11 protein-coding genes are annotated in these 13,465 nt (G+C 59.1%); 6 read left to right on the top strand and 5 right to left on the bottom strand.

Annotated features, from left to right (window positions below):
• Positions 1 to 14: 14 nt before the first annotated feature.
• The 5 genes from NKI06_RS11680 to NKI06_RS11660 all read right to left on the bottom strand — a co-directional run bounded on the left by NKI06_RS11680 (position 15) and on the right by NKI06_RS11660 (position 5,404).
• Positions 15 to 875, bottom strand: coding sequence for a carbohydrate ABC transporter permease (locus NKI06_RS11680; RefSeq protein WP_352985358.1), 861 nt, complete (start codon positions 873 to 875; stop codon positions 15 to 17).
• Positions 872 to 1,834, bottom strand: a complete 963-nt coding sequence (locus tag NKI06_RS11675; protein WP_352985356.1) for a carbohydrate ABC transporter permease — start codon at positions 1,832 to 1,834, stop codon at positions 872 to 874. The genes NKI06_RS11680 and NKI06_RS11675 overlap by 4 nt, the downstream gene beginning before the upstream one ends.
• Before the next feature lie 10 nt (positions 1,835 to 1,844).
• Positions 1,845 to 3,167: an ABC transporter substrate-binding protein gene (locus tag NKI06_RS11670; protein WP_023740516.1), complete on the bottom strand. Its 1,323-nt coding sequence runs from the start codon at positions 3,165 to 3,167 to the stop codon at positions 1,845 to 1,847.
• Positions 3,168 to 3,195: 28 nt separating this feature from the next.
• The gene (locus tag NKI06_RS11665) at positions 3,196 to 4,209 is read right to left on the bottom strand and encodes an SIS domain-containing protein (RefSeq protein WP_352985355.1); all 1,014 of its coding nucleotides are present in this window, start codon (positions 4,207 to 4,209) and stop codon (positions 3,196 to 3,198) included.
• 172 nt (positions 4,210 to 4,381) lie between these two features.
• Positions 4,382 to 5,404, bottom strand: coding sequence for a LacI family DNA-binding transcriptional regulator (locus tag NKI06_RS11660; RefSeq protein WP_031209049.1), 1,023 nt, complete (start codon positions 5,402 to 5,404; stop codon positions 4,382 to 4,384).
• Positions 5,405 to 6,417: 1,013 nt separating this feature from the next.
• On the opposite strand from NKI06_RS11660, the gene NKI06_RS11655 reads away from it, so the two are divergent.
• The 6 genes from NKI06_RS11655 (at position 6,418) to NKI06_RS11630 (ending at position 13,320) form a co-directional block, all read left to right on the top strand.
• Positions 6,418 to 7,497: a LacI family DNA-binding transcriptional regulator gene (locus NKI06_RS11655; RefSeq protein WP_023667744.1), complete on the top strand. Its 1,080-nt coding sequence runs from the start codon at positions 6,418 to 6,420 to the stop codon at positions 7,495 to 7,497.
• A gap of 365 nt (positions 7,498 to 7,862) precedes the next feature.
• Positions 7,863 to 8,855 (top strand): substrate-binding domain-containing protein, encoded by a 993-nt coding sequence (locus tag NKI06_RS11650; protein WP_023740513.1) that lies wholly within the window; start codon positions 7,863 to 7,865, stop codon positions 8,853 to 8,855.
• A gap of 80 nt (positions 8,856 to 8,935) precedes the next feature.
• Entirely contained in the window at positions 8,936 to 10,450 is a 1,515-nt protein-coding gene (locus tag NKI06_RS11645) for a sugar ABC transporter ATP-binding protein (RefSeq protein ID WP_023740512.1), read from the top strand.
• Entirely contained in the window at positions 10,443 to 11,450 is a 1,008-nt protein-coding gene (locus NKI06_RS11640; RefSeq protein WP_023667741.1) for an ABC transporter permease, read from the top strand. The genes NKI06_RS11645 and NKI06_RS11640 overlap by 8 nt, the downstream gene beginning before the upstream one ends.
• The gene (locus NKI06_RS11635; protein ID WP_023667740.1) at positions 11,447 to 12,472 is read left to right on the top strand and encodes an ABC transporter permease; all 1,026 of its coding nucleotides are present in this window, start codon (positions 11,447 to 11,449) and stop codon (positions 12,470 to 12,472) included. The genes NKI06_RS11640 and NKI06_RS11635 overlap by 4 nt, the downstream gene beginning before the upstream one ends.
• A complete protein-coding gene (locus NKI06_RS11630; protein ID WP_023681804.1) occupies positions 12,469 to 13,320 on the top strand; it encodes a sugar phosphate isomerase/epimerase family protein in 852 nt (283 codons plus the stop codon). The genes NKI06_RS11635 and NKI06_RS11630 overlap by 4 nt, the downstream gene beginning before the upstream one ends.
• Positions 13,321 to 13,465 lie beyond the last annotated feature (145 nt).

The following is a 13,465-nucleotide window of genomic DNA, read 5'->3' as shown; positions in this document are numbered from 1 at the left end:
CCTTTCGGGAATTGTTATTTGCCGATGCCTTCGGCCAAGCCACGGATGAAGTAGCGTTGCGCGGCAAAGAACACGATCACGATAGGCAGCGCCGAGATCGTCATGGCCGCGAACACCACGGCATAGTTGGTCCCGTGCGTTGCCATGATCGACGTCAGTCCGACCGGCAGCGTCTGCACATCCGAGCCGCTCGTGAAGATCATGGCGAAGAGATATTCGTTCCAGGCGAACAGGACGTGCAGGATGACGCAGGAAATGATGATCGGCCGGCACAGCGGCAAGGTGATGCGCCAGAAGATCTGACCCTCGCTGGCGCCATCCATCGTCGCCGCCTCGTCGATGTCTTCAGGCAGATCCAGCATGTAGGCGCGGATGAGGAAGGTGGTGAACGGCACACGGAACGCCGTGTAGAGAATGATCAGCGCCCAGTAGGTGTTGTAGAGACCGAGCGCCTGCAACATCTTCACCAGTGGAATGATCGCCACGGTGGGGCTCAGCATCAAGCCGCCCAGAACGATGGCAATAACCAGCGGCTTTGCCGGCATCCTGGTGCGGGTCAGGCCGAAGGCCGTCCAGGCGCTGATCAGGACGGTGCATATGGCCGAAGCGACGGTCACCAGCACCGAGACTGTCACGTAGCCACGCACGCCCTGGTTCCATGCCTGCATGTAATTGTTCCACGACCAATGGGTGGGCAGGGCGAAGGGATCGCCGAAGATCTGCGCATTGTCCTTGAAGCCGCTCAGCGCCATCCAGATCAGCGGATAGATGACGACGACACCAAGGCAGACCAGGAACGAATAGAGCAATGTCCTGGCGATGACCGACCACACATTGACGTTCCGGCTGCGACCGGCTGCGACCATCGCACTCATAGCTGCACCCGGCGGCGCTTGGTGTACCAGAGCTGTGCCGCACCTGTGAGCATGGTCAACATGAAGATGACGGCGGCGATCGCCGCGCCATAGCCGAAATTGTCCTCGATGAAGGCCTTCTGGTAGAGCCACGTGCCCAGCACCTGGCTGCTGTTGTTGGGCCCGCCTGCGGTCATCACCATAACCTCGTTGAACACCTGGAACGCGCCCGTGATGGTGACGATGATCATCAACCCCGTCATTTCCCGGGTGAGCGGAAAGGTGATGCTCCACAGGCGGCGAAGCGGACCCGCGCCGTCGATCGTTGCGGCATCGTAGAGGTCGCGCGGGATCTTCTGGATGGCGATGGCGAACAGCAGCGTCGAATAGCCAAAACCCTGCCATTGGCTCATGGCGATGATGGCATAGATGGCGGTGTGCTCATTGCCGAGCCAAGGCATGACGAGCTGGCTCAGTCCAACACGGCTGAGCGCGGCATCCAGCAAGCCGATCTGCGGCTGGTAGATGAAATAAAACAGCAGGCCCGTCACTGTGATCGAGATTGCCGACGGCACGAAATAGACGGCGCGCCACAGCCGGCGCCAGCTTTCGCTTTTCAGGTCCTCGATGATGGCCGCCAGCAGGAACGCGCCGAAGACCTGGAAGATGACGGAGATGAAAGCGTAGAGGCAGTTGTTCCACAGCGCCAGCAGCACGACCGGGTCATGCAGCAGCCGGTCGTAATTGGCGAGGCCGACATTGGTGACCTCGCCGGTGTAGATGTCCTGGTCGGTGGTGCTGACGATGAAATTGTCGACGATCGGATAATAGACGAACCAGCCGATGAGGATGAGCGCGATCGCCGCCCATCGCAATGACAACAGGTTGGCGAAGCGCGCCCGCCGGCTCTTTGGCCGTTGCGGCTTGGCGACGCCGCGAATATCGGCGCCGCTGTCCACTGTTTCCGAGACCCTTGCCATTTGGTATGCCTTATTTGGCCGCGGATGCGGCTTTGCGCACCTCGTCCATCACTTGCTCGGGCGTCATCGAGCCGCCCGCTAGCGCCTGCAGGCTGGACAGCCAGACGGCGGCGACGCGCGGTGGGTTGGCCGTATCCAGCCAGGGCATGAGGTATGAGGCGGCGTTGATATCCTTGAGGCCGTCGACCACAGCCGCGCTCATGTTCGATTCCGAGGCGCCGCCGATGGTGGCGCTCGGCTGGCCATAGGGTGGCGCAGACAGCACCTGCGCATTTTCCTTCGAAGTCACGAACTTCATGAAATCGATCGCCAGCGGGATGTTCTTCGATGCCGCATTGATCATGTAGCCCTCCGGCGCGCCCTCGATCGACCTGGCGTCACCCTTGGCGCCGGCGGGCACCGGCAGCCGGAAGAATCCGAAATCGGCGGGCTTTAACGCCGACTCCGGCGTGGCGGCCTGATCGAACTCGATGATCTCCTGGTAGTACATGGCCGACTGCGCGTTGGTGAAGGCCTGGAGAGCCGAGGCATAGGATGTGCCGTTGACGCCGGCGCCATCGGTGCAGCGCTCGACAAGCTGGCTGAACTGCTTGAGTGCTGCGATATAGCCTGGGTCGGTGTATTGGGCGGTGGCCGGATCGAAGTCGCGTTCCAGCGCTGCCTGCGGCACGTTGTAGGCGAGCAGCTGGCCTGCAAAGTGGATTGCCGGCCAGGCCTCCTTGTTGCCGAAGGAGATCGGTGTCACGCCGGATTTGCGGATGGCGTCGCAGCTGGTCAGCAATTCCTCGAAAGTGGCGGGTGCCTTGAGGCCGAGCTTGGCGAAGATCTGCTTGTTGTAACCCATGAACTTGGCATCCTGGTAAAGCGGAATGCCATAGAACTTGCCGTTGTATTCGAACGCCTTGACGGCGGCCGGAGACAGCGACTTGCCCCACTCGGTATCGGGACCAATGACGGGCGTGAGATCAACGGCGCGATTGCCGCGCACGAAATTGCCACCCCAGCTGCCTGTCCAGGAGAAATAGATATCGGGCAGCGAGTTGGAAGCGACCAGCGTCTTGGTCTTGCCCTTCACGCTGTCGTCGCTCTCCTGGATAAGTTCGACCTTCACATCCGGATGGAGCTTCTCATAGGCCTGTGCCAGGCTGACGAAATAGGGCGACAGCTGTTGCAGCCCGAACTTGGTCAGGACCGAAAGCGTGCCGGTGTATTCCACCTTGGCGTTTGGGTCGGCCGTGACAGCCGGCGAAGCGGCGGAACTGCCGCTTATCGACAACCCCAATGATGATACCGCGGCCACCGTGACCGCCACGACTTGCAGCGAACGTTTCATGGATAGCTCCTTCAGAGGTAAGAGGGGATCAATATTCCACGCGTTTGTAGTAGCGACGGGTGGTCAGCGGGTGGTTGCGCAGCACCTCGAGATGGGCGCTCAGCCGCTCGAGCAAGGTGGCGAGCAGAACCGGCGAGATCATGCCGCGGACCTTTGCGGAGATGCCCGGCAACTTGACCGAGGCCGCGTCCAGCGTGCGAACGCGGTCCGTGTAGCGCTTGGCGAAGTTCTCGACCCGGTCGGCCAGGGGCCGAAGGGCATCTTCGCCCTTGAACACGAAAACGCTGACGCCCGGCTCGACCAACTCGAGCGTACCGTGGAAGAAGTCGGCGGCGTGCACCGGGCGGGTGCGAATCCACTGCATCTCTTCGAGGATGCACATGCCGTAATAGTGTGCCTCCGGCCACACCGAGCCGGCGCCGGTGAAGATGTGATAGGTATCGTCCTTGATTGTCTGGGCCAGTTCGGCCGCCCTGTCCTCAAAGGCAGCCTTGGCGTCGGCAAGCAGATCCGGCAGCAGTTTGAGTTCGGCGACAGTGCCATGAAAATCATCATATTCGCCGCGCTCTTCCAGCAGGGCCAGGACGATCAGCAGCGTCTGCAGGTAGAAGGATTCCGACGAGGTGTCGTCTTCGGCGAAGTTCGTGAAATTGTGGTCAGCCTCCCGTGCGATTGGCGTATCCGAATGGCCGGTGAGCGAAATCGTGCGCACACCACGTTTTTTCAGAAAGGCCATGAGCTCGACGCCTTCCTTGGTCGTGCCCGACAAGGACGGGATGACCACCACGGCCTTGCTGTCGAGACCGGCGGGCGGATCGATCACGACCTGCGCCGGATAGGCACCGCTCACCGGGAAGGTGGAACAGCGCTGCGCCAACTCGATCGCGGGCAAGGTTAGAAGCTGCACGCCGCCGGTGCCCATGAAAAACAGCCGCTCGACGCCATCTGCCAGCAGTGTGCGCATCAGTGAGCGAACCTCACCTGCGACGGCGACGGCCCCGCTTTGGATCTTCACGAAGCGGTCCCTATCGAAGTTCAGCATGACGTTTTCCTTGTATTTCGCATGTTACAGGCCTCTAGCCCGCCTTAGGCGTCGGTGGGCCGTCTAGCTCGTTTTTCCAATGTGAGATCGATCTCACAAGCAATAATGGGCACGCAATTTCGCCAATGGCAAGTCCTTTAGACGAAATTCTCCGAAATCGAGGGGTTTGCTCCTAGCGCACAGCGCGCCGGGCAACCGATCCGCGTACGATCAAGCGGGTCTGAAATCGGGTACGGCGCGGTGCAACCTTTTTGCCGGCAAGCCGCTCCAGCAGATATCTGGCGGCGAGCGGTCCGATCTCGGAGATGGGTTGCGCCACGACCGTTATCTGCGGATCGGTGAACGTGGCGAGGTTGAAGTCATCGAAGCCAACCACCGACACGTCATGCGGAATCGAGAGCCCCATTGAACGCAGGCCAAGAAGCGCGCCTTGCGTCATGAGGCTGTCCACCGTGAACAGTGCGGTGGGGCGATTGTGCCGGCTGAACAGGCGGATCGTGGCTTCGATGGCGTGCTCGACGGTCGAGCGCGATACGCCGATGAGCGCTTCATCGATTGCGATCCCATGCGAGTGGAGCGAGTTTTCGTAGCCAGCCAAGCGTTCCTGTGCCGTAAAGATGCGTGACTCGTCGCGCAAAAGACCGATCCGGTGGTGACCGTTGCCAACCAGATAGTCCACTGCCTCGCGTGCCCCGCCCTCGTTGTCGACGACGACGCTGTCGCATTGCAGGTCCTTTACCACGCGGTCGATGAGCACGATCGGTGCGCCTTCGCGGGCCAGTTGCACAATATGCTGGCTGTCGGTTGCAGACGTTGGGGCAAGGATGAAGCCGCGAATGCTGAGCGAGCGAAGGCTCTCAAGCAGTTCTTTTTCCTGTTCTACATTCTCCTCGCTGCTGGCAATCAGAAGATTGTGGCGGTGCTTGCGCAGTTCCACCTCTATGTCGTGCGCGATTCGGGCGAAGAACGGATTCTGGATATCGCCGGGCACGAAGCCTATGATCGGCAATTGTCCGCTGCGCAGCGCCTGCGCGACGAGGTTGGCCCGATAGCCCAGCCTTTCGGCTGCCTCAACCACGCGGAGCGCCGTCTCGTCGCCAACGTAACCATAGCTGTTGAGCGCCCGCGCGGCCGTGGCGCGCGACACCTTAGCCGCTGCGGCAACGTCCTTTAGTGTGATTCCTTTCTGGGTCACAGGTAACCGTCCTTCTTGGATCTGAACATTGCGTCAGATCATTCTCGGCTCGTCTTGCCGGCATCGTTGTGCGGCATATCGGACGATTCTCAAACTGCGAACATAGCTTTCGCAACTCCTTGTCACCTAATCGAGATACGCGCGCTGTTTGGCTATCTGGAAATTTGATCCACGAATGCACCTACATCTTGTGCAGTCAGTTAATTGCCTCGCACTGCCAGCATACGGCAATGAGTTCACGCCATGGTCCAGGCGGCCTCCCTGGCATCGATCATAACACCGATGGAGACGACTAGCCTTGCCGCCAAACTCGTCCAGCGATTGGAGGCGAGCTTTCAAAAAGGTCGAGCCAGACGCTCAAGGCCCGCTGCACGGAGAGCCACAGGCCGGGGGACTCTGAGCAAATCGGGAATCTGAGTCGCTTGCTCTGAACCGTCGGCATCATGCTGCTAACCGGTTTTGATCCTCCGGGGCTCCGCATTGGCAATAGCGACGAAAATGCTGTCGAGCAGACCCTTGTCGCGGAAGGAACTTGCCAAGCAAGGGCACCTCGGCCAAGTACGCAAACAACGCCCGGAGACGAAGGCGCATCCGGCAGCACCCTTTTGGGGCCAGATAGAGACTCAGAAACCCAAAACTTTCATCTTCCCGCTATTGAAACGGAGGACTCGATCGTGACGCGTGCGCCCGACCATCGCCAACCGTGGGCTCCAAACTGATCGAAACTTCTCGTCGACCTTTGCAAGGTGATTGATCATCGGGGAGACCAAAGCCGAAACACTGGGGTTGGTGTCTCCAGTGACGCTGAACGAAGCTTCACGGAAAATCCCAAATCTGCCGATTTCCCTGGCGCTGTCATTGCAACGATCGAGACAATCAGGGAGACCGGACCGGAGGCACGAGAGGCCACGTCCTTCCGTGGGGTCGCTCCTCCAAACCGTTTGACGCAATTTAGAGATGTTGCCTTGACCCCGCACTAGCGTCTACTGCATCTGCTAGTAGGAGCGTCACGAATGGCGAGAAAGTCTGTCCGACGCAAGTCAACGATTTATGACATCGCGGTGGCGGCAAAGTTGTCCCCGACAGCGGTTAGTCTCGTCCTCAATGGCTCGTGGCAACAGCACCGGATCAAGGCGGAAACCGCAGCGACCATCCTCGATTGGGCTGAGCGGCTTGGCTATGCTGTCAACCTCAAGGCACGAGGATTGCGGCTTTCCCGATCCGGGCTCGCTGGAATGATCTTGCCACATTACCGCAATCGCTTCTTCGCCGGATTGGCCGAAGCCTTTGAAGCGGAATCCCGCGTCCACCGCTTGTGCCCGATCGTCGTCAGCACCCATCGCAATCCTGATAACGAGTTGAGTGTGACGGAAACCCTGCTGGCTCAGCAGGTGGAATTTCTCTTCCTTGCGGGCGTTCGTGACCCCGATCCGCTGAATGATCTGTGCCGGGCAGCGGGCGTCCGGTGCATCAACATCGATCTGCCAGGCCGCCGGGCTCCCTCAGTTGTTTCTGACAACTACGGGGGCGCCAAGGCGCTCACAGAGATCATTGTTCAGAAATTGAAAGAACGAGGGGGCTCCACCGAAGATCTCTTCTTCTTTGGCGGGGTCAGCGATGATGACGCAACACGTAGCCGTTTGCTGGGTTTTCACGATGCGCTGGCAGCGCATGGGATTGTTACGGGCCCGGGCACGATTGACTGCTGCGGATACGCACCGACCAACGCTGCTCGGTCTCTCGCTGCACGATACGCTCAGCTTGGGCATCTGCCCTCAGGTATGTTCGTCAACGGCGTGACCGCTCTTGAAGGAACATTGCGGTTCACTTCGACGCTAGCCTCAAGTGAGCTTGGACGGGTTGTTGTCGGAAGCTTCGACTGGGATCCATTCGCGGCGCATTTGCCCTTCGATGTGACCATGGTCCGACAGAATGTCGAGGTGATGATTGCTGAAGGATTTTCGCTTCTGGAGAATTATTCGATAGACCACTTTCCGCTGGTGACCGTACCGACCAGCTTTGGGCGAACCGGAGAGCATGACGGCGCCCAAGAAGATTGGGATTCGGCATCCAAATCGAGCATCGACCACTAGCAATTCTTTGTCACGAGACATCGTTGCAGAAGTTCAACTCCGTTCATCAGCACCTCGGATCTGGGTAGCACCGCCTCCACCCAAGGCTCGCGGGGGATCGCATGTCGTTTCTACGGGTGCAGCCTGAGTGCGAAAGGGCGGATCGTTTACATCAATCGAGAAATGTTTTTAGACGCTGGTGGCGTGACCGCCTTGCTAAATCTATTTAGCACCTTGACCGGCCGGCATTCAAAGTCTTTTATGGCGCGTTCTGGGAGGAATGCGGCGCCGAGTGCGTCAATGCCGTCGGGCACAAAGGGGTGCGCCAAACAAAGCCGACATGGGCAATAGGCAACCCAAAAACTCGTCAATCAGGGAGGAATTAAATGTTAGCAAAAACTATACTCGCGGCAGCGTTCGGCGCAGCCCTTTCGGTCGCCGCAATGGATGCTGCGCTGGCGAAGGACGTCAAGGTTGGAGTCGTCGTGAAGATCGGCGGCATTCCCTGGTTCAATGCCATGGAAACGGGAATAAAGGAAAAGTCGAAAGAGCTTGGCGACGACGGCTTCATGGTCGGGCCGACCAGCGCCGACCCGGCACTTCAGGTCCGCGCGATCGAAGACCTGATAGCTCAGGGCGTCAGCGTAATTGGCGTCGTGCCGAATGATGCAAACGTTCTCGAGCCGGTTCTAAAAAAGGCGCGCGACACGGGCATCAAGGTCATAACCCATGAATCGCCAAACCAGGTGAACGCTGATTGGGACTTCGAAATGGTCTCGGCCGTTGGTTTCGGTGAGGCCCATGCCAAGCTATTTGCCGAGAAAATGGGCGGCAAAGGCAAGTACGTGGTGTACGTAGGTTCTCTTACTGTGCCCGCACACAATGCCTGGGCCGATGCTGCAATCGCCTACCTGAAGAAGAACTTTCCCGACATGCAGATGGTTGGCGACAGATATGGCGTCGCCGAGAGCGCCGATGACAGCCGAAAGACGGCTCTGGATGTGCTTGCCGCCAATCCTGACCTCGGCGGCTTCCTGACGTTCGGCAGTCAGGGACCGATCGGCGCCGGACGCGCGATCGAGGAGCAGAAGCTTGGTGACAAGGTGGTTCTTGTCGGTTCATTCTCGCCTAGCCAAGGCAGCGCAATGCTCAAATCCGGCATTATTGACGGCGGCTATATGTGGAATCCTCTGGAAGCGGGCAAAGTATTCGTAACGATGGCTGATTTTCTGGCGGGCGGCGGTGAAATCACCGACGGCATGACGATCGAAGGTCTGGGTGTCGTTCACCCTGACTTCAAAACCGGCACCATCATCGTGGACGCTGTGCAGCCTATCACGGTCGAAACGGTCGATGGTCTTGCAGCCCTAGGGCTTTAGATGGCGGACCATGGCTGGCGTGCCGGGGTGGCAAATCAATCCCGGCACGCCCCATCCTTGTCATTTCAGAAGGGCCCGCCGTGAACCTCGTCGCGTCTACGACGCAGGACCTCCCATCGGTTCTGTCGTTTAGCAACATAAGCGTCACATTTGGTGGCGTTAGAGCCCTCCAGGATGTCGCCTTCGAGGTTCTCCCGGGTGAAGTGCAATGCATCGCCGGTGAGAACGGCAGCGGCAAGAGCACCCTGATCAAGGTAATCACCGGCGTTTGTCAGCCGCTAGCCGGCGCAAACATATCGATCGCCGGAAAGTCTGTCGACATCATGTCGCCGGCTGCGGCGCGCAGCGCCGGGGTGGAAGTCATCTGGCAGGACCTCGCACTGTTTCCTGAAATGACAGTCGCGGAAAATATCGGGATCAGAACTGTCCTCGGCAACATGCCTCGGCTCGTCGATCATTCGCGCATTCGCGAGGTGGCGCGAGGGCTGTTGGCGCGGCTTGGCGCCGACCTCGATGTCGACGCGCCTCTGCGTAGCTTTGCAATCGCCCAACGTCAGATCGTCGCCATCGCCCGGGCGCTCGCCGGCGATGCGAAGGTTATTTTCATGGACGAGCCCACATCGTCGCTTACTCAATCGGAAACAGACCGGTTGCTCGCGATCGTTCGAACACTCTCGAATGAAGGCATGGCCATCGTCTTCGTCAGCCATCGCCTTGCGGAAGTTCTGGAGATCTCAAGTCGCGTCACCGTTCTGCGCGACGGTAAGGTCGTTGGGGTGTTCCCGACCGCCGGAATGACCCAATCACGCCTCACCGAACTGATGACCGGCAAGACGTTCGACCAAACCGTGAGCACGAGAAACCTTAGTGGATCACCCGTCGTGTTGAAGATCGATCGATTGACCCGCGCAGGCGACTATGACGACGTTTCGCTGACAATACGGCGAGGTGAAACGCTTGGCCTGACCGGGCTACTCGGCGCCGGTCGCACAGAACTCGCGCTTTCTATTTTCGGCATGCTGCGCCCAGACCGCGGCAGCATCGCACTCAACGGGACGGTTCTTCATCTGAACTCCAACCGCGACGCAATCCGCGCGGGTATTGGATATCTCTCCGAAGACCGCTTGTCCCTTGGTCTCATACAAGCTCAGTCCATCGCCGACAACGCCGTTATCCCGGTGCTCGACAAGATCCTTGATCGAGGGCTGATCTCCTCGGAGAAGAAGGACGCGCTCGTCAATCATTGGATCGAGGAATTGGCGATAAAAGTCGGGCGGCAGACCGATGCGATTTCCACGCTCTCGGGCGGCAACCAGCAAAGGGTGGCCATCGCCAAATGGCTGGCGGTCGGCCTGAAACTGATCATTCTTGATTCGCCAACCGTGGGGGTGGACGTTGGCGCGCGGGCCGGCATCTTCGAGATTGTCGCCAAGCTCGCTGCCGAAGGCCTGGCGATTCTGCTGATATCCGATGAAGTGCCGGAGGTCTATTTCAACGCCGATCGTATCCTTCATATGGCTGCGGGCAAGATAGTCGCCGAATACGATCCGCACGCCATCCCGCTCGGCGACCTGGAAGCTGCCGTCTATGCGTAACCGCGGCAAGCTCTTCCGGGCTCATCCCACCGAGACATGGCTCGTTGTGGTTCTTCTCATCATGAGCGCAGGTCTCTCCGTTGCGAGCGACAAATTCTTCACCATTGCCAATCTCTTCAATCTGCTCAACACAAGCTCGACAAATCTGATCTTCGCGGTTGGGCTGCTGGTGGTGTTGATCGCTGGGGGCATCGACATCTCCTTCGCTGTGGCCGCGTCAGTGGTTCAATACGTTGTGGCGCTGGCTCTAGCCCAAATGGGAGGTGGTGATTGGTTCATCGGCCTCACCTTGGCGGCAATTGTCGGGATCGCCCTGGGTGCGGTGAACGCCGGCCTCATCTACTATTTCCAGATCATTTCAATCGTTGTCACCATCGCCACCTTCAATATTTTTTTCGGCCTTCTGATGTTCTTCACGCACGGTGTATCGATCTACAATCTGCCTGCATGGTGGACGCATCGCACTGTGCTTTTCGAGTTCCAACAGGCGAATGGCAATTGGGCCGAGCTAACACTGCCGGTTGCGATCATGGCGGTCTGCGTCGCCGCCACCTGGGGGCTTATCCGGTATACCACCACGGGACGGCAGCTATACGCTTTTGGCGATAACCCGGAGGGCGCCCGTCGCCTCGGTATCAACATCGCGGCGATGCACTTCATTGCCTTCGGCTGGCTTGGTTTGATGGCCGGGATCGCGGGACTTGTGCAGGTGCACTATTCCCAGGAAGTCGTGCCCAACGCATTGGTGGGGCGCGAGCTGGACGTGCTGGCAGCTGTTGTCCTTGGCGGTGCCAGGCTGGGTGGCGGGCGCGGCACCGTGCTCGGTTGCATCCTTGGCGTGTTTCTTGTGTCGGTGACGCAAAACGGGCTGAACCTCCTCGGCATCTCTCCCTATGCTTTCAAGATGATCGTCGGGGCGATCATCTTGATTGCCATCACGCTGTCCAACGCGCCGCTCGGGCATATCCTCGCGGGCTTGCGGCAGAGGATGGGTACATGACGCAGCGCGTGCTCGAAACTGGAGCGCTACGGCACGGATTCTTGCGCCGTCTTGCCGGCACGTTGGGCGCCGAGAATATCGGACTTTTGCTGGCATTGATTTTGGTGATTGCATTCTTCGGATCTCTCTCGCCGCGATTCCTGTCCAAAGCTACCTTTGAATCGGTGGCCTTCCAGTTGCCTGAACTTGGACTGCTTACGCTCGCGATGTTGATGCCGATCATCTCGGGCGGCATCAATCTCGCCGTGACGTTCACGGCCAATCTCTGTGGCCTCACGCTCGCCTGGGTTCTTCAGGCCAACGGAGGACCGGACGCAAGCATCTATGCCTTTCTACTCGGTTCCGTTCTTGCGGTCGGCGTTGGCACGGCAAGCGGCTTGGTCATGGGCCCGGTGATAGCCTATACCGGCGCGCACCCCATCCTCGTTTCGCTCTCGGTGATGATTTTCCTGCGCGGCCTTGGCGAGTTTCTGACCCGCGGCGCCGATATTTCGGGCTTTCCCGAATTCATCCAGCCCCTGGGCCACGGCAGCATCGTCGGCATTCCTGTCCCGCTGCTGATACTGCTCGGCGCAGTCATCGTCTGGCATGTTTTGATGACCCGAACCAGGCTTGGCTTTTCAAACTATATGGTCGGCTCCAACATCGAGGCGACGCGCTATTCCGGCATCTCGACGCGACGCGTGATCATTCTGATCTACGCGCTGTCTGGCGCCATGTGTGCGTTGGCCGGCATCATCATGATGGCACGATTCAATTCCGTCCGTGTCGGCCATGGCGAGTCCTATGTGCTGATTACGGTGCTTGCCTGCTTTTTGGGCGGGGTGAATCCGTTTGGCGGCTTCGGCAAGGTCGTTTCGGTCTTCCTAGCCCTCATCGTTTTGCAGTTGCTTTCTTCGGGACTGAATCTCTTGGGCGCCAGCCAGCACCTGGCCACAGCCATTTGGGGCATCATGCTGATCGGCGTCATGATCTTGCGGTGGGCTGCCGGGCAGCTCAATTTCATGAGGATAACACGATGAAGGGTTTTGGCGTTCATACGAGCATGTGGACGAGTGGTTGGTCCGTAGAGGGCGCCGAGCACACTGTAGCGGCGGTGAAAAAATACGATCTCGATTTCATTGAAATTTCGCTGGCCGATCCATTTTCTTGCGATGCCGATCACACCCGCAAGCTGCTGGCGGCAAATGGCATGCAGGCGGTGTGCTCGCTAGGGTTGCCCGAATATGCGTGGGCATCGCGCCACCCACAGGAGGCGATTGACTTTCTCAAGGTTGCTATCGACAAGACGGCCGACATCGGAGCCCAGGCGCTGTGCGGCGTAATCTATGGCGGCATCGGCGAGCGTACTGGCGTGCCACCTACCCAGGACGAACTTGATAACATTGCGAAAGTGATGACGTCCGCCGCCGCGCAAGCCAAGTCTCGCGGCGTCGAACTCGGTGTCGAAGCCGTGAACCGTTACGAGAACCACATCATCAACACCGCGGCTCAGGCGGTGGCACTAATCGAGAGAGTCGGCGCCGACAATATGTTCGTGCACCTTGATACCTACCACATGAATATCGAGGAAAAGGGCATGGGCAACGGCATTATCACCGCCCGCGATTACCTCAAATATATCCACCTCTCCGAGTCTGATCGCGGCACCCCGGGCGAGGGCAATTGCAATTGGGATGAGACGTTCGCAACGCTGGCCGCGATCGGCTTCAAGGGCGGGCTCGCGATGGAGAGCTTCATCAACATGGATCCGCGTCTGGCGTTTGGCCTCAGCGTGTGGCGTCCGGTGGCCGAGAGTGAAGCGGTTGTGATGGGCAACGGTCTGCCGTTCTTGCGCAACAAGGCACGGCAGTACGGGCTGATCGCATAAGTTACATCACCATGCGAGATCGAAACTCGGCACATCATGAGCCGACTGCATCGACATTACGGCGACTGCCTTTGAAGCAGGAGCCGCTCGAGAGGCAATATTGCGGCGTTTTAGATCCCGGCCTTCGGCTGCCCCCCGGGCGCAA

This window comes from Mesorhizobium sp. M0772 (genome assembly GCF_040320135.1).
Taxonomy (GTDB): Bacteria; Pseudomonadota; Alphaproteobacteria; order Rhizobiales; family Rhizobiaceae; genus Mesorhizobium.
This window is presented reverse-complemented; position numbering and strand designations above follow the sequence as displayed.